The 19,314-nt window shown below is 72.7% G+C and carries 17 protein-coding genes; 12 read left to right on the top strand and 5 right to left on the bottom strand.

Annotated features, from left to right (window positions below):
- The first annotated feature begins 190 nt into the window (after positions 1-190).
- Complete coding sequence (locus ACH4EB_RS30120; protein ID WP_398351122.1) at positions 191-1,810, top strand: AMP-binding protein; 1,620 nt, start codon at positions 191-193, stop codon at positions 1,808-1,810.
- Positions 1,811-1,986: 176 nt separating this feature from the next.
- Positions 1,987-2,781, top strand: a complete 795-nt coding sequence (locus tag ACH4EB_RS30115; RefSeq protein ID WP_398351120.1) for a VOC family protein — start codon at positions 1,987-1,989, stop codon at positions 2,779-2,781.
- A 200-nt stretch (positions 2,782-2,981) separates the two neighbouring features.
- On the opposite strand, the gene paaK is transcribed toward ACH4EB_RS30115, so the two are convergent.
- Complete coding sequence (gene paaK / locus ACH4EB_RS30110) at positions 2,982-4,238, bottom strand: phenylacetate--CoA ligase PaaK (protein ID WP_398351176.1); 1,257 nt, start codon at positions 4,236-4,238, stop codon at positions 2,982-2,984.
- Positions 4,239-4,540: 302 nt separating this feature from the next.
- Here paaK and ACH4EB_RS30105 point away from each other — a divergent pair, with 302 nt between their 5' ends.
- The 4 genes from ACH4EB_RS30105 to ACH4EB_RS30090 all read left to right on the top strand — a co-directional run bounded on the left by ACH4EB_RS30105 (position 4,541) and on the right by ACH4EB_RS30090 (position 8,397).
- The gene (locus tag ACH4EB_RS30105; protein ID WP_398351119.1) at positions 4,541-5,239 is read left to right on the top strand and encodes an alpha/beta fold hydrolase; all 699 of its coding nucleotides are present in this window, start codon (positions 4,541-4,543) and stop codon (positions 5,237-5,239) included.
- Between the two features lie 123 nt (positions 5,240-5,362).
- Positions 5,363-5,605 (top strand): hypothetical protein, encoded by a 243-nt coding sequence (locus tag ACH4EB_RS30100; RefSeq protein ID WP_398351118.1) that lies wholly within the window; start codon positions 5,363-5,365, stop codon positions 5,603-5,605.
- Positions 5,606-5,829: 224 nt separating this feature from the next.
- Entirely contained in the window at positions 5,830-7,503 is a 1,674-nt protein-coding gene (locus ACH4EB_RS30095) for an adenosine deaminase (RefSeq protein WP_398351117.1), read from the top strand.
- 126 nt (positions 7,504-7,629) lie between these two features.
- Positions 7,630-8,397 carry a chorismate mutase gene (locus ACH4EB_RS30090; protein ID WP_398351116.1) on the top strand — a complete coding sequence of 256 codons (768 nt, stop codon included), beginning with the start codon at positions 7,630-7,632 and terminating at the stop codon, positions 8,395-8,397.
- An 88-nt stretch (positions 8,398-8,485) separates the two neighbouring features.
- Here ACH4EB_RS30090 and ACH4EB_RS30085 read toward each other — a convergent pair whose 3' ends face one another.
- Together ACH4EB_RS30085 and ACH4EB_RS30080 are read right to left on the bottom strand one after the other, a co-directional pair.
- Positions 8,486-9,787: a cytochrome P450 gene (locus tag ACH4EB_RS30085; RefSeq protein WP_398351115.1), complete on the bottom strand. Its 1,302-nt coding sequence runs from the start codon at positions 9,785-9,787 to the stop codon at positions 8,486-8,488.
- A 520-nt stretch (positions 9,788-10,307) separates the two neighbouring features.
- Positions 10,308-11,942 carry an acyl-CoA synthetase gene (locus tag ACH4EB_RS30080; RefSeq protein ID WP_398351113.1) on the bottom strand — a complete coding sequence of 545 codons (1,635 nt, stop codon included), beginning with the start codon at positions 11,940-11,942 and terminating at the stop codon, positions 10,308-10,310.
- 216 nt (positions 11,943-12,158) lie between these two features.
- On the opposite strand from ACH4EB_RS30080, the gene ACH4EB_RS30075 reads away from it, so the two are divergent.
- The 5 genes from ACH4EB_RS30075 to ACH4EB_RS30055 all read left to right on the top strand — a co-directional run bounded on the left by ACH4EB_RS30075 (position 12,159) and on the right by ACH4EB_RS30055 (position 16,793).
- Positions 12,159-12,959: a crotonase/enoyl-CoA hydratase family protein gene (locus ACH4EB_RS30075; protein WP_398351112.1), complete on the top strand. Its 801-nt coding sequence runs from the start codon at positions 12,159-12,161 to the stop codon at positions 12,957-12,959.
- Positions 12,960-13,149: 190 nt separating this feature from the next.
- The gene (locus tag ACH4EB_RS30070; protein ID WP_398351111.1) at positions 13,150-14,112 is read left to right on the top strand and encodes a Zn-ribbon domain-containing OB-fold protein; all 963 of its coding nucleotides are present in this window, start codon (positions 13,150-13,152) and stop codon (positions 14,110-14,112) included.
- A gap of 71 nt (positions 14,113-14,183) precedes the next feature.
- On the top strand, positions 14,184-15,230 hold the full coding sequence (locus ACH4EB_RS30065; RefSeq protein ID WP_398351175.1) for a thiolase domain-containing protein: 1,047 nt from the start codon (positions 14,184-14,186) through the stop codon (positions 15,228-15,230).
- Positions 15,231-15,250: 20 nt separating this feature from the next.
- Positions 15,251-16,483: a thiolase domain-containing protein gene (locus ACH4EB_RS30060; RefSeq protein ID WP_398351174.1), complete on the top strand. Its 1,233-nt coding sequence runs from the start codon at positions 15,251-15,253 to the stop codon at positions 16,481-16,483.
- A gap of 70 nt (positions 16,484-16,553) precedes the next feature.
- Positions 16,554-16,793, top strand: coding sequence for a DUF397 domain-containing protein (locus tag ACH4EB_RS30055; protein ID WP_398351110.1), 240 nt, complete (start codon positions 16,554-16,556; stop codon positions 16,791-16,793).
- Between the two features lie 163 nt (positions 16,794-16,956).
- Here ACH4EB_RS30055 and ACH4EB_RS30050 read toward each other — a convergent pair whose 3' ends face one another.
- A complete protein-coding gene (locus ACH4EB_RS30050; protein ID WP_398351173.1) occupies positions 16,957-17,328 on the bottom strand; it encodes a VOC family protein in 372 nt (123 codons plus the stop codon).
- Between the two features lie 104 nt (positions 17,329-17,432).
- Here ACH4EB_RS30050 and ACH4EB_RS30045 point away from each other — a divergent pair, with 104 nt between their 5' ends.
- Positions 17,433-17,894, top strand: a complete 462-nt coding sequence (locus ACH4EB_RS30045; protein ID WP_398351109.1) for a MarR family winged helix-turn-helix transcriptional regulator — start codon at positions 17,433-17,435, stop codon at positions 17,892-17,894.
- A gap of 93 nt (positions 17,895-17,987) precedes the next feature.
- Here ACH4EB_RS30045 and ACH4EB_RS30040 read toward each other — a convergent pair whose 3' ends face one another.
- Positions 17,988-19,202 carry an RICIN domain-containing protein gene (locus tag ACH4EB_RS30040; RefSeq protein WP_398351108.1) on the bottom strand — a complete coding sequence of 405 codons (1,215 nt, stop codon included), beginning with the start codon at positions 19,200-19,202 and terminating at the stop codon, positions 17,988-17,990.
- Positions 19,203-19,314 lie beyond the last annotated feature (112 nt).

The following is a 19,314-nucleotide window of genomic DNA, read 5'->3' as shown; positions in this document are numbered from 1 at the left end:
GTGATCTCCCTGTGGTCCTGGCGTGAGCCGTACGTGTCTCATCAGTCAACAGTTGGGAGTGCGGAGGCCGTTGAGGATATCCGCGATCGATCGTCGGGGCGTCGCACACCCCACCCTTTGGCGCGGAACCTCCCATCCCGTCCCGCCTTGCGCCCTTGACCAGGCCCGGGCCGGGGCACAGGATCGCGCCATGACGGGAGTGCGGGCGAACACGGTCGACGGAGTCCTGCGGCGCAGCGCGCACCGGACACCCGGCCGCACGGCGGTGCGCTACGGCGACCGGTCCTGGACCTATCGGGAACTGGACGACGGGGTGACGGCCGCCGTGCGCGCCCTCCTGGACAGCGGGGTGCTGCCCGGCGACCGGGTCGCCGCATACGGGCACAACTCCGACGTGTACCTGATCGGCTTCCTGGCCTGCGCCCGCGCCGGGCTGGTGCACGTACCCGTCAACCACAACCTGGCCGGCGACGAACTGCGCTACCTCATCGAGCAGTCGGGCAGCTCCCTCGTCCTCAGCGACCCCGCGCTGGAGCACCGGCTGCCGCCCGGCGTCCGCACCATGGCGCTGCGCGACGCCACCGGGTCGCTGCTGGAACGGGCGCGGGAGGGGGTGCCTGAGGGGGTGGCGGGCGACCGGGTGGGGGGCTCGTACGGTGCGGGTGGCTCGTACGGGTCGGGTGGCCCGAGTGGGCCGTACGGTGCGGGCGGCTCGGGTGATCCTTACGGCCCGTACGGGTCGGCATCGGACGAACTGGTCCAGCTCCTCTACACCTCCGGCACCACCGGGCTGCCCAAGGGCGCGATGATGACGCACGGCGCGCTCGTCCACGCGTACACGTCGGCGATCGTCGCCCTGGACCTGAAGGCGACCGACCGGCCGGTGCACAGCCTGCCGCTCTACCACTCGGCGCAGTTGCACGTGTTTCTCATGCCGTATCTCGCGGTGGGCGCGGAGAACGTCATCCTCGACGCGCCGGACCCGGAAAGGATTTTCGAGCTGGTGGAGGCGGGGCGGGCCGACAGCCTCTTCGCTCCGCCCACCGTCTGGATCGGCCTCTCCCGGCACCCGGGGTTCGCCACGCGCGACCTCGGCGGCCTCCGCAAGGCGTACTACGGCGCGTCGATCATGCCGGTGCCCGTCCTGGAGCGGCTCCGCGCCCGGCTGCCCGGCCTCGCCTTCCACAACTGCTTCGGGCAGAGCGAGATCGGCCCGCTGGCCCTCGTCCTCGGGCCGGACGAGCACGAGGGCCGGATGGACTCGTGCGGCCGGCCGGTGCTGTTCGTGGCCGCCCGGGTGGTGGACGAGGAGGGTGCCGAGGTGCCGGACGGCACCCCCGGGGAGATCGTCTACCGCTCGCCCCAGCTCTGCTCGGGCTACTGGGACAAGCCGGAGGAGACGGCGGCGGCGTTCCGCGACGGCTGGTTCCGCTCGGGGGACCTGGCCGTGCGGGACGCGGCGGGCTACTTCACCGTCATCGACCGGATCAAGGACGTCATCAACTCGGGCGGTGTGCTGGTCGCCTCACGGCAGGTCGAGGACGCGCTGTACGCGCATCCGGCGGTCGCCGAGGTGGCGGTGATCGGGCTGCCCGACGAACGCTGGATCGAGGCGGTGACCGCCGTCGTCGTGCCCCGTACGGAAACCGGGGCGCCGGACGAGGCAGAGCTGATCGCGGCCGCGCGGGAGCGGCTGGCCGGGTTCCAGGTGCCCAAGCGGGTGCTGTTCGTCGAGGCGCTGCCGCGCAACGCCAGCGGCAAGATCCTCAAGCGCGCACTCCGGGAGAGGTTCCGTTCCGGCGGGAGCTGAACGATTCTGTCGCCGGCCGGCCGCGGAGGGCGATTGTCAGACCCCCCTGCCATGCTGAAAGTGCCGGGGGAAAGGCACCGACCGACACCGCGTGTTCCCCGGTGACGAGGGCGTACGTGCTCGCTCGGCGGCCGCCCGCGTCGCGCCGCGACGACAGGACGCCGAAGGAGATCATCATGCTCACGACCCGGTACGTCCCGGGCGCGCCGAACTGGCTCGACCTCGGGGCTCCCGACATCGACGCGGCCGCCGCGTTCTACGGCGACGTCTTCGGCTGGACGTTCCGGTCGGCCGGCCCCGACGCCGGCGGGTACGGCTTCTTCCAGCTCGACGGGAAGACCGTCGCCGGGGCCGGACCGCTGACCGAGGAGGGCGCGAGCCCGGCCTGGACCGTCCACTTCCACAGCCCGGACGTGGACGCCCTGGCCAAGACGGTGGAGCAGGCCGGCGGCACGGTCCGCTTCGGCCCGTGCGATGTGTTCACCGCCGGCCGGCTGGCCGGATTCACCGACCCGACCGGCGCCGATTTCGCGGTCCGGCAGCCCGGCGACATCCAGGGGTTGGACGTGGTCAGCGTCTCGAACGCCATGTGCTGGACGGAGCTGTACACGACCGACGCGGCCGCCGCCAAGCGCTTCTACCGCACGGTCTTCGGGTGGGAAACGGCGGACAACCGGGTGGGCGAGAACATGATCTACACGGTCGCCTCGCCCACCGGCACCGACCCGTCCGGCGACGCCGGCCACGCCGGCATCCTGCAACTGGGCGCAGAACACCTGGAAGCGGGCTCCACGCCGGAGTGGCACCCGTACTTCGCCGTCGAGGACTGCGACGCGACGGTCGCCGCCTCCACGGAGCGCGGCGCGACAGCCATCGTCCCGCCGGCGGACGCCGAAGGCATAGGCAGGCTGGCCATGCTGCTGGACCCGTTCGGCGCTCCGTACGCACTGCTGACGCCGAGTACTCGGTAGGGAGAGAGGGGGAGGGGCCTGGGAGGGGGCGTGGCTGCCTTGGGTGCGGACGCCTTAGCTGCGGATGCCTTTGGGGGGCGGCTGCTGTAGGTGCGGCTGCTGCGGGTGCAGGTGCAGGTGCGGGTGCGGGTGAGTTGGAGGTGGGAGGGGGCGGGTGGGCCGGGGGGGAGGGAAGAGAGCGGGGGAGGAGTTGCCGCAGCTCAGGCGCGTGCGTCTACGATGCGCTTCAGTTTGCCGACGGAGCGTTCCAGGGTTTCCGGGGGGACGATTTCGACGGCGATCGAGACGCCGATGCTGTCCTTGACGTCGCGGGCGATCTGGCCGACGGCGGCTGTCCGTTGTTCCGGGGTCGCGTCCGGGCGGGCTTCCGCACGTACGGTCAGGTGGTCCATCCGGCCCTCCCGGGTCAGCCGTAGCTGGAAGTGCGGGGCCACGCCCGGTGTACGCAGCACGATCTCCTCGACCTGGGCGGGGAAGAGGTTCACGCCCCGCAGGATGATCATGTCGTCGCAGCGGCCGGTGACCTTCTCCATCCGGCGGAAGGCGGGGCAGGCGGTGCCGGGCAGCAGCCGGGTCAGGTCCCGGGTGCGGTAGCGGACCACCGGCAGGGCCTCCTTGGTCAGCGAGGTGAACACCAGCTCACCGTGCTCGCCGTCCGGCAGCGGAGCGCCGGTGACCGGATCCACCACCTCCGGATAGAAGTGGTCCTCCCAGATGTGCAGCCCGTCCTTGGTCTCGACGCACTCCTGCGCGACGCCGGGCCCCATGACCTCCGAGAGGCCGTAGATGTCGACCGCGTCGATCGCGAAGCGCTCCTCGATCTCGCGGCGCATCTCCTCCGTCCATGGTTCCGCGCCGAATATCCCGGTCCTGAGGGAGGTGGTCCGTGGGTCGATGCCCTGCCGTTCGAACTCGTCGAGGAGCGTGAGCATGTAGGATGGTGTCACCATGATGATCTCGGGCCGGAAGTCGCGGATGATCTGCACCTGCCGCGCGGTCATCCCACCGGAGGCCGGGACGACCGTACAGCCGAGCCGTTCGGCGCCGTAGTGCGCGCCGAGACCGCCGGTGAACAGGCCGTATCCGTAAGCGATGTGCACCTTGTGCCCCGGCCGGCCGCCTGCCGCGTGGATCGAACGGGCGACGACATCGGCCCAGACGGAGAGGTCGTGCTCGGTGTAGCCGACGACCGTCGGGCGGCCCGTCGTCCCGCTGGAGGCATGGATACGACGGATCTCGTCCTGCGGTACGGCGAACATGCCGAAGGGGTAGTGGGCCCGCAGATCGTCCTTGACGGTGAAGGGGAAGCGGGGCAGGTCCGCGAGTGACCGGCAGTCGTCGGGGCGGACTCCGGCCTGGTCGAAGGACTGCCGGTAGAAGGGGACGTTCTCGTACGCGTGCCGCAACGAGGCGCGTAGCCGCTCCAGTTGGCGGGCCCGCAGTTCCTCGGCGGACATCCTCCGCACCGCGTCGACCGTGACCGCGTACGCAGCCGTAGCCGTAGCCGTAGCCGCAGCCGTACCTGCGCCCGCGCCCGCGTTCTGGGCCGGGCCGCATCCGCCCGTCCCTCCGCGCGTGCCTCCGTCCGTTCCCGCGCTCGGATCCGTCGTCGACCCACCCCTGCTTCGCCCATCCGGCATGTGTGTCACCGTTCCACGTCCCGACCGATCATTCGGTAGCTGAGTGGGGTCCAAGTAATCAGCGGGCGGCGAACGCGTCAAGGGGCGTGACGAAGCCCCTCGTGGGTAGCTTCGAGCGCATGAGTGACGTTCAGAAGATGCAGGTCGGTGACGTCCGCCTGGCATACCGGTGTTGGGGCGACGCGGACGCGCCCCCGGCGGTGCTGCTGCACTGCCTCGGTGAGGACGGTGAGGACTGGCGCGGCGTGGTCGGTCAGCTCGCCACCACCCACCGGGTGTACGCGCTGGATCTCCGGGGGCACGGCCACAGCGACTGGCCGGGGGAGTACGGCTTCGAGCGGTGGCGCGACGATGTGGCCGGGTTCCTCCGGGAACTGCGGCTGGGGCCGGTGGCGCTCATCGGTCACTCCCTCGGCGCGATCGCCGCGCTGCTGCTGGCCGCCGACCGGCCGGAGCTGGTGGAGCGTCTGGTGCTGGAGGAGGCCGTACCGCCCCTCCCGGCGTCACCGCCGCAGGAGATTCCGGACCCGCCGCCGGGCCCGCCGGGGTTCGACTGGCAGGCCAAGGTGGCCGTGGTGGCGCAGCGCAACGCGCCGGACCCCGCGTGGTGGGACGGTCTGGCGAAGATCACCGCGCCGACTCTGGTGATCGCCGGCGGCTCCACCAGCCACATCCCGCAGCAGCACCTCCGGGACATGGCCGAGCGCATCCCGGACTGCCGGCTGGTGACGGTCGAGGGTGCGGGCCATCTCGTGCACGAGGAGCGGCCCTTGGAGTTCCTCGACGCGGTCCGGACGTTCCTCGTTCCCAGCCCTTGAGGCCCTGGGCTTTCGGGGAGGCCTGCCTCCTGAGGGCCCAGGGCGCGCCCACGCACGGCGTAATGCCGCAGCGGTGTTCCTTTCCTGTGGTGCCCTGACCGCGCACCCCTCGAAAGGAACATCATGCGTCCATCACTTCGTATGACCATCCGCGCGGCGCTCGGCCTGCTGGCCGCCGTGGCCCTGTCCGGCGCGGTGCTGCCCGCCGTGGCGCACGCCGACTCGGACGACGGAGCGGGCTCCCGTCCCGCCTCCGGTAATCACGGTGGGTTCGAGCCACCCTCGCAGAACGGGTTCCTGTTCCCGGTCGACGGCCTCGCCAAGAACGCCAACGTGGGCGTCACCAGCGTGTCCGACCACGACTGACCGGGCCTCGTCCGGCCCGGTCCGCCCCCGGGAAGCCGGCAGAGGTCACCGCCCCTGCCTGCCCGCCCGGCCGCGTGCCCCGGTCGCGTCCCCCATTGTGTGCCCGGTCGTGTGCCCCGGCCGCGTGGCCGGGGCGGTGCATCCGCGGGATCTTGTTCACCTGAGGGGACGCAGATCCGCATGGCGTCGTCTTCGGGGCGCGCCGGACTCGCCAAGATGAGCCGGTGATCACTAACCCTCGTCATCGCCGACGGTGCCGCCGGTCCGCCCCCTTCGTGCTGGGCGCGGGCGTGCTGGCCGTACTGTCGCTGCTGCCGTCCTCCGCGCTCGCCGCACCGCCGGCCCCGGACACGGCCGCCTGGGACCCGGCCGCACCGGCCGCGTCCGCCCCGGACGCGGCCCTCGGGCGTACGGTCATCGCCCCTACCGGTGCCGAACGCCGGGTCTCCGCCTACCTGGACGGCATCAGGAAGCGGCCCGCCGCGCTGCGCGCCTTCTTCCGCGGCCTGCCCAAGGGCGGCGATCTGCACAACCACCTGTCCGGCGCGGCCTCGACCGAACTGCTGATCAAACTGGCCGGGGACGACGGCCTCTGCATCGAGACCAGGACGATGACCGCCCGCCCCGCTCCGTGCGGTCCGGGGACGCGTCCGGCGGTGCAGGCCCGGAAGGACCGCGCGTTCCACCGGCAGATTCTTCGGGCCTGGTCGATGCAGGACTTCTCGTCGGCGTCCGGTGAGTCCGGGCACGACCACTTCTTCGCAACCTTCGGGAAGTTCGGCGAGGTCACCTGGCGCAACGGCGGCAAGCTGCTGGCCGATGTCGCGAACTCGGCGGCCCGGCAGAACCAGTTCTACCTGGAGACGATGCTGACGCCCGCCTCCGACGGCGGCAAGAAGCTCTCCCAGCAGGTCGGCTACCACGCCGACCTGCGCCGGATGCACCAACTGCTGGTGTCCGGCGGGAAACTGGACAAGCTCGTACGCGAGGCGGGCCGGGAGATCGACAAGGGCACCGCGGAGTTCCGCAAGGCGGCGGGCTGCGACACCGCCAGACCGGGCCCGGGCTGCCGGCTGACCGTCCGGTACATCTCGCAGGTGTCGCGCGGCGGTACGCCCGAGCGGGTCTTCACCCAGATGGCGCTCGGGATGCGTCTCGCCGAACGCGACCGCCGGTACGTCGCGGTGAATCTCGTACAGCCGGAGGACGAGAAGAACGCGCTGCGCAACTACCGGCTGCACATGCGGATGCTGGACTACCTGCACGGGGTCTACCCGCGGGCCCACATCACGCTGCACGCCGGTGAACTCGTCCCCGGCCTGGTCAAGCCCGAGGATCTGCGCTTCCACATCAACGAGGCGGTGCGCACCGGACACGCGGAGCGCATCGGCCACGGCGTCGACATCGCGCACGAAGACAACGCGCCCGACCTCCTGCGCACCATGGCGCGGCGCGGTATCGCGGTGGAAGTGCCGTTCACGAGCAACCGGCAGATCCTCGGGGTCTCCGGCGCCGACCATCCGTTCCCGCTCTACCGGCGGTACGGCGTACCGGTCGTGCTCGCCACCGACGACCCCGGGGTCTCGCGCAGCGACATCAGTGGCGAGTACCGGTACGCGGCTGCCACCTACGGCCTCCGGTACCGCGAACTGAAGGATCTGGCGCGCGCTTCCCTGGACCATGCCTTCCTCCCGGGCCGCGGGCTGTGGGGCGATCGGAATCATGGGCAGCGTGCGTATGAACTGGCGAGCCCGTGCCGCATGGAGCGGCCCGGAGCACGTGAGCCACGTGCGGCCTGCACGCGGTTCCTCGCCAAGAACCTGAAGGCCGCCCTTGAGTGGCGCCAGGAGGTCGCTTTCGCCCGTTTCGAGCACCGCATTCTGCACGCGAGGCGCTGAGCGGTACGGAAGCAGCCGGTGCGGGAGCGGGTACGCCCCTCGCTCCCGCACCGCCCGCAGTAGGATCACCGCGGCATGTCCACGCCGGGGCGCCGTAGCGCGCAGCGATACGGGTACGGACGGCCGGTGACGACCAGCGAGTGGCCGGGAGGGCTGACGGTGGCACGGAACGCGCGAACACCCCTGCGCAGGCTGGTGACCACGGCCGCCGCCGCGACCGCCCTCCTCACCGCCGCACCGACGACGGCATACGCCGACCCGGCACTCGCGACCACACGCACCGCCATGCCACGCGCCACTCCGGCACCCGCGACACCACACACCCCCACGGCACGCGCCACTCCGATGCCCGCCACAGCGCGCACCGCACCCGAGTCGGCGTCCCGGGGCGCCCACGCGCTGCGCCCCCTCGCCGTCCTGTCCGCCCGCCGCCTCGCCACCGCCGACCTGGTGGCCGCCGCCAAGTGGGGCACGGACAGCCCCGTCGACGACCCGGCGCGTGAGCAGCAGGTGCTGGACGCGGTGGCGCGGCGGGCGGCGGAGCTGGGCACCGACCCGCGGTGGGCCGCCCGGATCTTCCGGGACCAGATCGAGGCGAACAAGACCGTGCAGCGCGAACTGCACCGCCGGTGGGCCGCCGACCCCGCTCAGGTTCCGGCCGGGCGGCCGGACCTCGGCGAGGTGCGCGAGGAGATCAACCGCGTCACCGACGCGCTGGTACGGGCGATCGCCGCGTCCGGGGAGGCGCGGACGTCACCGCGCTGCGTCCCCTCACTGGCGGCCGCCGCCGCGCACGTACGGCATGAGCGGCGCTTGGACGCCCTGCACACGGTGGCGCTGGCCCGGTCCGTACGATCCGTGTGCGGCAGCGAGAACCGGCCTCTGACGCCATGACCGGCCTCTGACGCGACCGGACTCTGACACCACGAACGGGACCCTGACGCCTCGGATCGGCCCCCGACGCCACAGGCCCGCACCGCCATCACGCCCCGTCGCGCGGCTGTGGTGGCCGTGGCGGTCGCGTCCGCGCGCCTTCCGGTGTCAGGAGCACCGGCAGTTCGCGGAGGCCGTTGAAGACCACCGACGGGCGGCGGGCGGGCGGGCGCTCCGGGTCGTGCAGGGCGAGGCCGGGGAAGCGCGCGAAGAGCGCGGGCAGGGCGACGGCCGCCTCCAGCCGGGCCAGCGGTGCGCCGAGGCAGTGGTGGATGCCGTGCCCGAAGGTGAGGTGGCGGGTGGGGGTTCGGCTGATGTCGAAGCGCCCGGCCTCCGGCCCGTGCTGCCGGGGATCACGGCCGAACGCGGTGTACGAGAGCATCACCGGATCGCCCGCGCGGATGGTCCGGCCGGCCACGTCCACGTCGCACAGCGCGTAGCGGAACGGGAAGTGGGCGACCGGCGGGTCCCAGCGCAGCACCTCTTCGACCACCGCGCTCCACGGCACCTGTCCGCCCCGCGCGAGGGCGAGCTGGCCGGGGTGGGTCAGCAGCGCGTACACGGCGTTGACCAGGAGGTTCACGGTGGTCTCATGGCCGGCCACGATCATCAGCAGCAGCGTGTCGACGAGTTCGGCCTCGCTGAGCGTATGGGTGCCGGGGGCCACCAGCGCACTTGTCAGGTCGTCCCCGGGCCGGTCCCGCTTCTCGCCGAGGAGACCGGCGAGCGCGGCGCGCAGCTCGCGGTGGGTGGCCAGCGCCTCGGACGCGTCCGACGGGGCGCCGAACAGGGCCCCGCACAGCGACCGCAGCCGGTCGCGGCGGCTGTCGGGCACGCCGAACAGCTCACAGATGACCCGTATCGGCAGCGGGTGGGCGTAGCGGGCCCGCAACTCGACCGGTTCCCCGGGCGGGCCCGCGGCGAGGCCGTCCAGCAGCTCACCGGTCAGCTCCTCGACGCGCGGCCTGAGCTGCTCCACGCGGCGCGCGGTGAACGCGCGGGCCAGCGGCGCGCGGAGCCGGGTGTGGTCGCCCGCCGTCGCGGTGGTCATGTTGGCGACGGTCAGCAGCGGCGCCAGCGGCCAGGAGCGGGGGACCTCACCGCTGCGCCAGGCGCGCCAGGCGCCGATGTCCTTGACGAAGCGGCTGTCCGCCAGCACCGCCCGCCCGGCCTGATGGTGGGTCACCAGCCAGGCGGACACCCCGCCGGGCAGCAGGACGGGCACCACCGGCCCCGCCGTGCACAGCGATGCCGTGCCGGAGCGGGGATCGTGCTCAGCGGGGTCGAGCCGTACCCGGATGCCGTACGTACCGGAGGGGGCGCCTCCGAGCTCCGCGCCGTCGAAGTCCATGCTTCAGGTTAGAACCGCCGCCGGGCCCCTTCCCACCCTTGGCGCGGACCCCGGTTTGCTGCATTCGGGGGGCACGTCGTGTGCCAAGCGGGTGAAGGGACGGAACCGGTTGTCGACCCGGCGCGGGGCGCGGGCAACCGTGCGGGTGTCCCCTTCCTCCCACTCAGGAGAACCCCTCATGTCGAAGATTCTCGCCGTCATACCCCGGCCAGGCGCGGCGCACACCGGTTCCCGGGTGTGTCAGCCGCGCCACCCTCACCGCCGTACCGTCTGAACCAGCCGGTCAGAGGCTCCGGCCGCCGTCGGGGCGGCGGCCGGAGCCCGGCCCGTACGACGCGGGAACCGTGCCCCACGGAGCCGGCACCTGCCGGAGGGCCCCGGAAGCCCCCTGACAACCTGACAAGACGACAGGCCCCGAAAGAGACGACCCGCCCCTACGAAACGCCACGTCCCCCCACACCCCCCTACACACCCACCCCTACACACCCACCCCTACACACCCACCCCTACACACCCAGCCCTACACACCCCCCACCCCCGAAGCCACCGCCTTCGCCCACCGGTAGTCCGCCTTGCCGCTCGGGGAGCGCTGGATGTGCTCGGTGAAGACGACCGAACGCGGGATCTTGTACCCGGCCAGCCGCGTGCGGCAGTGGTCCTGCACCGCCTCCAGGTCCAGTGGCGCGGCCCCGTCGCGGAGTTGCACGACCGCGGCGACCCGACTGCCCCACCGTTCGTCCGGTACCCCGGCCACCAGCGCGTCGTACACGTCCGGGTGGGCCTTCAGCGCCTGCTCGACCTCCTCCGGGTACACCTTCTCGCCGCCCGAGTTGATGCACTGCGAGCCCCGGCCGAGGACGGTGACGACGCCCGCCTCGTCGACGGTCGCCATGTCGCCGAGGAGCACCCACCGCTCGCCGTCCGCCTCGAAGAACGTTTCGGCGGTCTTGCGCGGGTCGTTGTAGTAGCCGAGCGGTACATGCCCGCGCAGCGCGAGCCGTCCCACCTCGCCCGGTGCCACCGGGGCGGGTACGGGGGCGGCCGGGTCGACCACCGCCGTGTGCGCGTTGACGCGTAACCGGAAGCCCCGGCCGGGCCCGGAGTCACCGGTGGCGGTGCCGTTGAAGCCCGACTCGGAGGAGCCGAAGTTGTTGAGCAGCAGGGCGCCCGGCACGAGCGCGGCGAACTGGGCCCGTACGGTCTCCGAGAGGATCGCCCCGGAGCTGCTGACGCTGAACAGCGAGGAGCAGTCCGTGCCCTTGAGCGGCCCCGCCAGCGCGTCCGAGAGCGGCCGCAGCATCGCGTCGCCGACCAGCGAGATGCTGGTCACCTTCTCGCGCTCGACGGTGCGCAGCACCTCTTCCGGTACGAACTTGCGGTGCAGGACCACCTTCTGGCCGAAGTGGAAGGCGATGAAGGCGGTGAGGGTGGAGGTGCCGTGCATCAGCGGGGGTGTGGGGAAGAAGACGAGTCCTTCCCCGCCGGCGGCGACCCGCTCGGCCAGTTCCTCGGGGCGCCGTACCGGTTCGCCGGTCGGCGCGCCGCCGCCCATGCCGGAGAAGAAGATGTCCTCGTGCCGCCACAGCACGCCCTTGGGCATTCCGGTGGTGCCACCGGTGTAGATGACGAGCCGGTCGTCGCGGGAGCGCGGTGCGAAGCCGCGGTCGGGGGAACCGGATGCCTCGGCGTCCGTGAACGGCACCGGGGTGATGGCGGGCGCCGGGGCGTCCGCGGGCGGCGTACCCACCCGTATGAGGTGGCGCAGCCGCTCCGCGCGCGGCAGCGCGGCCGCGACCCGGCCGGTGAACTCCGCGTCGAAGACCAGGGAGACGAGGTCGGCGTCCCGGTAGAGGTAGGCCAGCTCGTCCTCGACATACCGGTAGTTGACGTTGACCGGTACGGCACGGATCTTCAGGCAGGCATAGAGGGTCTGGAGGTACTCGACGCCGTTGTAGAGATGCAGGCCGACGTGGGAGCCGGGGGTGACGCCGTGCTCGCGCAGGTGGTGGGCGAGGCGGTTGGCGGCGCGGTCCAGCTCGGTGTACGTGAGCCGGCGCTCCGCGCCCGTACCCGGATGGTCGAGGAAGACCAGCGCCTCGCGGCCGGGAACCGTGTCGACGACCGACTCGAACAGATCGGCGAGGTTGTATTCCACGTCTCCTCCAGTACGGGCGGCGGCGTCGGCTCGCGGTCATTAGAGCGCCGCGCGCCGTACGGGGGAAGGGGCGGAGCGCACGAAACTGACTGACTGTCAGAAAACTCTTGAAGTCGGCCCCCGGCTGCTGCAACCTGTTCTACGTTCCGGGCGGACGGGCGTCGGCCGGACGGCGGCGGACAGGTCCGGTACGCGACCGTACGCACAGGAGGACGCATGGGCGGGACCGAACACCTCACCGTGGCACGCGACGGCGCGACCCTGGTGCTCACCCTCGTCCGGCCGGAGGCGAAGAACGCGCTCTCCCTGCCGATGCTGGTGGGCCTGTACGACGGCTGGACCGCCGCCGACGAGGACGACTCCGTGCGCTCGATCGTGCTCACCGGCGCGGGCGGCGCCTTCTGCGCCGGCATGGACCTCAAGGCACTGGCCGGCCGGGGCATGGACGGCGAGCGGTACCGCGAGCGTCTGAAGGCCGACCCCGACCTGCACTGGAAGGCGATGCTGCGCCACCACCGCCCGCGCAAGCCGGTCATCGCCGCCGTCGAGGGGCCGTGCGTCGCCGGCGGTACGGAGATCCTCCAGGGCACCGACATCCGGGTGGCCGGGCGCGGCGCCACGTTCGGGCTCTTCGAGGTACGGCGCGGCCTGTTCCCCATCGGCGGCTCCACCGTCCGCCTCGCCCGCCAGATCCCGCGCACCCACGCCCTGGAGATGCTGCTCACCGGGCGCCCCTACACCGCCGAGGAGGCCGCGCGCATCGGGCTGATCGGCCGCGTCGTGCCGGACGGTGACGCGCTGGGCACGGCGCTGGAGATCGCCGCGCAGATCAACGCGTGCGGCCCGCTCGCCGTCGAGGCGGTCAAGGCGTCCGTCCACGAGTCCGCGGCGATGACCGAGGAGGACGGACTCAAGGCCGAACTGGAACGCGGCTGGCCGATCTTCGACACCGCCGACGCCAAGGAGGGCGCGCGGGCCTTCGCCGAGAAGCGCCCGCCCGTCTTCCGGCGCGCCTGACCGTGCGGCACTCGATCGCGCGGCGTCGGATCGCACGGCACCGGACCGTGCCGCACCTGATCGCGCAGCGCCTGCCCCTGCCGTCCACGTCCCTGCCGTCCACGTCCCGGCCGTCCATGTCCCCGCCGTGCCTGACTCCGCCGTGCGGCCCCCGCCGCGCCCGGCCTCCGTACGGAAGCGAGGAGCCCGTATGCCCCCGACCTCCCGCACCCCCGACGTGCTGTCGGCCCCGCTCGTCGTCGAGTTCCCCTTCACCCGGTCCCTCGGGCCCGTGCTGAGCGCCTTCCTCACGGGGCTGCGCGAGCGGGTCGTCCTGGGGGTCCGGGCCGGTGACGGGCGGGTGCTGGTGCCGCCCGTCGAGTACGACCCGGTCACGGCGGAGGAGATCCGCGACCTCGTCGAGGTCGGCGCCACCGGCACCGTCACCACCTGGGCCTGGAACCCGGCCCCGCGCCGCTGCCAGCCGCTGGCCACCCCGTTCGCCTGGGTGCTGGTCCGTCTCGACGGAGCGGACACGGCGCTGCTGCACGCCCTGGACGCACCCGGCCCGGAGGCCGTGCACACCGGGATGCGGGTACGCGTCCGATGGGCGGCGGACCGTACCGGCGCCATCACCGACATCGCGTGCTTCGAGCCGTACGAGGGCGGAGCCGTGGCACAAGCCGCGCCGCACAGCGGGGAGTTCGCCGACCTCGTCACCGGTGTCACCGTCCCCGCCCGCCTCGACTACACCTACTCACCCGGCCGCGCCCAGACCCGCTACCTCGCCGCCCTCGCCGAGCACCGGACCGTCGGCGAGCGCTGCCCGTCCTGCCGGAAGGTGTACGTACCGCCCCGCGGCGCCTGCCCCACCTGCGGCGTGGCCACCCGCGACCAGGTCGAGGTCGGCCCCAAGGGCACCGTCACCACCTTCTGCATCGTCAACATCAAGGCGAAGAACCTGGACATCGACGTCCCGTACGTGTACGCGCACATCGCCCTGGACGGCGCTGACCTCGCCCTGCACGCCCGGATCGGCGGCATCCCGTACGACGAGGTACGCATGGGCCTGCGGGTGGAGCCGGTGTGGCGCGACGACGGCCGCTACCCGGACCACTACCGCCCCACCGGCGAGCCCGACGCCGACTACGACAGCTACAAGGAGCTGGTCTGATGTCCGCGACAACCGGCCCGGCCGCGACCCCCGCCCCCGCCGAGGCACCCGGCCCGGCCGCGCCCGCGCCCGTGCGCGAGATCGCGGTCGTCGCCTTCGCGCAGAGCGACCACGCCCGCGACACCGCCGAGGTCTCCGAGGCCGAACTGCTGCTGCCGGTGCTCCAGGACGCTCTGGGCCAGGCGGGCCTGCGGGCCGGGGAGATCGACTTCACCTGCTCGGGGTCGTCGGACTACCTGGCCGGGCGGGCCTTCTCCTTCACCATGGCGCTGGACAGCGTCGGCGCCTGGCCGCCCATCGCCGAGTCGCACGTCGAGACGGACGGCGCGTGGGCGCTGTACGAGGCGTGGGTCAAGCTGCTGACCGGCGACGCCGAGACCGCGCTCGTGTACGCGTACGGCAAGTCCTCGTCCGGCGAGGTCCGCGATGTGCTCACCCGCCAGCTCGACCCCTACTGTCTCGCTCCCCTGTGGCCCGACTCCGTCTCCCTGGCCGCCCTCCAGGCCCAGGCCCTCATCGACGCGGGCGACACCGACGAGGCGGCGCTGGCCGGAGTCGCGGCCCGCAGCCGCGCCGATGCGGCGGCCAACCCGCACGCCCAGCTCAGCGGCCCCGTACCGCACGGTCCGTACGTCGTCCGGCCACTGCGCGCCGGCGACTGCCCGCCCGTCACCGACGGCGCCGCCGCCGTGGTCCTCGCGGCCGGTGACACCGCGCGGCGGCTGTCCGGCCGGCCCGCCTGGATCCGCGGGATGGACCACCGCATCGAGGCCCACGGGCTCGGCGTACGGGACCTCACCGACTCGCCGTCCGCCCGGCTGGCCGCCGAGCGTGCCGGGGCCTTCGAGCGGCCGGTGGACACCGCCGAACTCCACGCGCCCTTCACCTCCCAGGAGGTCGTCCTGCGCAAGGCGCTGCGGCTGGACGACCGGGTACGGATCAACCCGTCCGGCGGCGTGCTCGCCGCGAACCCCATGATGGCCACCGGCCTGATCCGGATCGGCGAGGCCGCGTCGCGCATCCGCGACGGGGTGTCGCGGCGGGCCCTGGCCCACGCCACCTCGGGCCCCTGCCTCCAGCAGAACCTGGTCGCCGTACTCGAAGGGGAACCCCGATGAGCGAGTCCGCAGCGCCCGAGATGACAGCGTCCAAGACCACGGCGCCCAAGCACCCAGCCTCCAGGGCCACGGCGTCCAAGCCCGCAGCGTTCAAAGAGCCTGTCGCCGTCGTCGGCGTCGGCCAGACCCGGCACGTCGCCGCGCGCCGCGACGTCTCCCTGGCCGGGCTCGTCCGCGAGGCGGCCCGACGTGCCCTCGACGACGCCGAGTTGACCTGGCAGGACATCGACGCCGTGGTCATCGGCAAGGCCCCCGACTTCTTCGAGGGCGTCATGATGCCCGAGCTGTACCTCGCCGACGCGCTCGGCGCGGCCGGCAAACCGATGCTGCGGGTGCACACGGCCGGCTCGGTCGGCGGCTCCACCACCCTGGTCGCGGCCGACCTCGTCGCCGCCCGGGTGCACCGCACCGTCCTGACCCTGGCCTTCGAGAAGCAGTCCGAGTCCAACGCGATGTGGGGGCTGTCGCTCCCGGTCCCCTTCCAGCAGCCGCTGCTGGCCGGTGCGGGCGGCTTCTTCGCCCCGCACGTACGCGCGTACATGCGGCGTACGGGTGCGCCCGCCACCGTCGGCTCCCTGGTCGCGTACAAGGACCGCCGTAACGCGCTGAAGAACCCGTACGCCCACCTCCACGAGCACGACATCACCCTGGAGAAGGTCCAGGCGTCCCCGATGCTGTGGGACCCGGTCCGCTACTCCGAGACCTGCCCGTCCTCCGACGGCGCCTGCGCGATGGTGCTGACCGACCGCGCGGGCGCGCGGCGGGCGCCCCGGCCCGCCGCCTGGGTGCACGGCGGGGCGATGCGCAGCGAACCGACCCTCTTCGCGGGCAAGGACTTCGTCTCGCCGCAGGCGGGCAAGGACTGCGCGGCGGCCGTGTACCGGCAGGCCGGGATCACGGACCCGCGCCGGGAGATCGACGCGGTGGAGATGTATGTGCCCTTCAGTTGGTACGAGCCGATGTGGCTGGAGAACCTGGGCTTCGCCGCGCCGGGCGAGGGCTGGAAGCTCACCGAGTCCGGGGTGACGGAGCTGGCCGGCGACCTGCCCGTCAACCCCTCCGGCGGGGTGCTGTCCGCCAATCCCATCGGCGCCTCCGGCATGATCCGCTTCGCCGAGGCGGCTCTCCAGGTACGCGGGCAGGCGGGGGAGCACCAGGTCCCCGGCGCGCGCCGGGCCCTGGGCCACGCCTACGGAGGCGGCTCCCAGTTCTTCTCGATGTGGCTCGTCGGTGCCGAGCCACCCACCACCTGAAGCGCGCCCTGTCCGACACCGGGCGCGGTGACTAGGCTGACCGCGACGCCGAACCGGGAGGAGCAGCGACGTGGCCGAGGGCATCGTGGAACAGCGGCTCGCGGACAGGGCCAGGCCGGAACTCGACCTGACGGGCGCCGCGTGGCAGTCGAGCAGTCAGGGGATGGGTGACGTGCAGGTCGCCTTCGTGGAGGGCTGGATCGCGATGCGCAACCGGCGCACTCCGGACGTGCCCGCGCTGGTCTTCACCCCGGCCGAGTGGCGCGGCTTCGTCCTCGGCGCCCGGGACGGCGAGTTCGACCTCACCTGACGTTCCGCGGGGTGGCCCCGCCGGGCCCTGTCCCGGTGCGGGGGCCGGCCCGGGCAGTGGACGCGGGCCCGTATCGGCGGGCGAGCTGGGCCCGTACGGTCTCGACGGCCGTGGGCCCGGGGGCGAGAAGGGCCCGGCGAGGGCGAGGGGGACGGCGGTGTGCTCAGCCCCCGTGGGCGGTGAGGGTGTAGCCCTCGGGGCCCTCGAAGGAGAACACCGGGCCGAAGGGGCTGTCCGCCATCGGGGTGAGGATCTTGACTCCGGCGGCGACGAGCTGGTCGTGGAGCTGGTGGGCGTCCGCGGTACGGAACCACATGACCACCCCCAGGCCGGGCCGGGCGGTGTCGGCGAGGTCGACGCCGGGGAGCAGTGCGCGGATCGCGAACGGGGTCGGCGTGGTGTCGAAGACGACCGCGTGCGGGGGTGAGACGGCGGCCCGGCGCAGGCCCAGGTGCCGCTCGCAGAAAGCCGCTGCCGCGGCCACGTCGCGGACTTGCAGGGCGACGAAGTCGGGGCCGTCGATGGTGGCGGGCACGGGTGCGGAGGCGGGTGCGGGCATGGGGCTTCCTCGCTTAGTGATGTCAGGACTTTGACATCACGGAGACTAGGGCGGCGCCACTCCTGTGTCAAAATGCTGACATGATGGAGAGCGAGCCGCCGGTGCCCCCGCACCCCGCGAAGGACGTCACCCAGCACGTGGGATACCTGCTCAAACGTGCCCAGGCCGCCCTGCGGGGCGCCATGGACAAGGTCCTGCGCGAGCACGGGCTGACCGTGCCGCAGTACGCCACTCTCGAACTCCTGGCCCTGCACCCGGGGATGTCCAACGCCGACCTCGCCCGCGCGACCTTCGTCACCCGGCAGTCCGGAAACGTCGTCCTGCGGGGCCTCCAGGAAGCCGGCCTGATCACCCGCCCCGCCACCGCCGAACACGGCCGCGCCCGGCCCGCCCGCCTCACCGACGCGGGCCACGCCCGCCTGACCGCCGTCCAGGCCGCGGTCTACGCCGTCGAACAGCGCATGGTCGACGCGGTCCCGGCCCAGCGCATGACCGCGTTGCTCACCGACCTCGACCGCATCGCGGCAGCCCTGGAGGAGTGACCCGCCGGCCGTCACCGGCCCCGCCGCGGCGGGCGGAACCGGGTGACCGGACGGAGACGGCCGCCGGCCACCCGGCCGCGCGCGGCCGGAAGACTATGCCCACAGCCCCAGCAGGAAAGGATAGGCGTGCAGCACCGGCGCGGGCCCCTGGATCAGGTCGCGCAGGGTGAAGACGGTGTACTCGGTGCCCTTGGTGGCGAAGAAGTGCACCTCGTCGCCGACCGTGGCGGAGGCGACCGCGTCCGGGGCCTGCCAGCCCTGGGGCAACTGGCCCATCGGCATCGGCTGCACCTCGCGGATGTCCGGCGCGCGGAACCGCCCGTCGATCAGCACCGTGGCCTGCTCGCAGAACAGCAGGTACTGCGAGTCGTCGGGCCGCGCGGGCGCCGCCTCCAGGACCCGGCCGTACGGCTCCAGCTCCCGGGACGGGAAGTACTCCTCGGTCCGGTCGATGCCGTCGTTGCCCTTGTCGGAGAAGGCGACCGTCAGGTCACCCTTGACGCCGAGGTAGGTCCGATCGCTGTGCCGCGGCGCCCGGGTGACGAAGTCGAAGCCGCCGTGGAACTCCTTGGGCAGGTGCGGGAACCGCGTACTGATCTTGCGCGGCCCCTCCTCGACGCGGTTGCGCGAGGAGAACCGGATGACCTCGTCGCCGCGGAAGCCCTCGAAGCGCACGAACGGCGTGGTGTCGCCCGGCACGAACTTGGCGACGGTCCCGAAGACACCCCCGGCGGCCTCCAGCGACGCCTTGAAGACGTGCGTGACGGTCGAGATGATGCCGCCGCCCGGCTCCACCAGCAGGCCGGACAGCGCGTCGAAGATCGGGTCACCGCCGCGCGCCTCGACCGGTTCGAAGATCCACTGCTCGGCGGTGCGGTAGGCACCGGTGTTCTCCGTCGACTGGTCGATCGCCGCGCCCGCGGCGGCGGCGTTGTTGCGCACGTTCATCCACAGACCGCTGTGCAGGTTGGAGATCCGGTACGGGTCCTCGTCGACAAGCTGCCACGACTGGCTGCGGTACGCCGGGGTGTTCTCCTCCTGGTGCTCCTGGACCAGGGGGGTGCCCTTGTCCCTGCCGCACCGGCGGACCTGGAGGTACCCGCCGCTGTGCTGGTTCTGCAGGCGGAAGGTGCGCTCGCCGCCCGGCGCGGAATCCAGCCGCCACGCCTGGGCGGCCCGCTGCGGCCAGTCGAGCAGCCTCTCCTGGACGATGTCCGCTGGGGTCTGTTTGGTGTGGCCCTTGACGGTCAGGTACAGGCCGCTGCTCACGTTCTTGATCAGGTACGTGCCCTTGGCGCTGACGCTCACGGCAACCTCCTGGGAGCGGACGGAAAGATTTCCGGTTCCGGCGTCCCACCCTAGGAGTCCGTTCCCCGGGGCGCGACGGTGCGGCCACCAGACCCGGCCAAGGTCAGGTCCC

Source organism: Streptomyces sp. NPDC018045 (genome assembly GCF_044327445.1).
In the GTDB taxonomy this organism is placed as follows: Bacteria; Actinomycetota; Actinomycetes; order Streptomycetales; family Streptomycetaceae; genus Streptomyces.
The sequence above is the reverse complement of the archived record's forward strand: the minus strand, read 5'-3'. Positions and strand labels throughout refer to the sequence as shown.

Bases quoted from the DNA above. Each gene is read 5' to 3' on its own strand.
- ACH4EB_RS30120 (WP_398351122.1), top strand. From the start codon at position 191: ATGACGGGAGTGCGGGCGAACACGGTCGACGGAGTCCTGCGGCGCAGC.
- ACH4EB_RS30115 (WP_398351120.1), top strand. From the start codon at position 1,987: ATGCTCACGACCCGGTACGTCCCGGGCGCGCCGAACTGGCTCGACCTC.
- paaK (WP_398351176.1), bottom strand. From the start codon at position 4,238: ATGTCCGCCGAGGAACTGCGGGCCCGCCAACTGGAGCGGCTACGCGCC.
- ACH4EB_RS30105 (WP_398351119.1), top strand. From the start codon at position 4,541: ATGAGTGACGTTCAGAAGATGCAGGTCGGTGACGTCCGCCTGGCATAC.
- ACH4EB_RS30100 (WP_398351118.1), top strand. From the start codon at position 5,363: ATGCGTCCATCACTTCGTATGACCATCCGCGCGGCGCTCGGCCTGCTG.
- ACH4EB_RS30085 (WP_398351115.1), bottom strand. From the start codon at position 9,787: ATGGACTTCGACGGCGCGGAGCTCGGAGGCGCCCCCTCCGGTACGTAC.
- ACH4EB_RS30075 (WP_398351112.1), top strand. From the start codon at position 12,159: ATGGGCGGGACCGAACACCTCACCGTGGCACGCGACGGCGCGACCCTG.
- ACH4EB_RS30070 (WP_398351111.1), top strand. From the start codon at position 13,150: ATGCCCCCGACCTCCCGCACCCCCGACGTGCTGTCGGCCCCGCTCGTC.
- ACH4EB_RS30060 (WP_398351174.1), top strand. From the start codon at position 15,251: ATGACAGCGTCCAAGACCACGGCGCCCAAGCACCCAGCCTCCAGGGCC.
- ACH4EB_RS30045 (WP_398351109.1), top strand. From the start codon at position 17,433: ATGATGGAGAGCGAGCCGCCGGTGCCCCCGCACCCCGCGAAGGACGTC.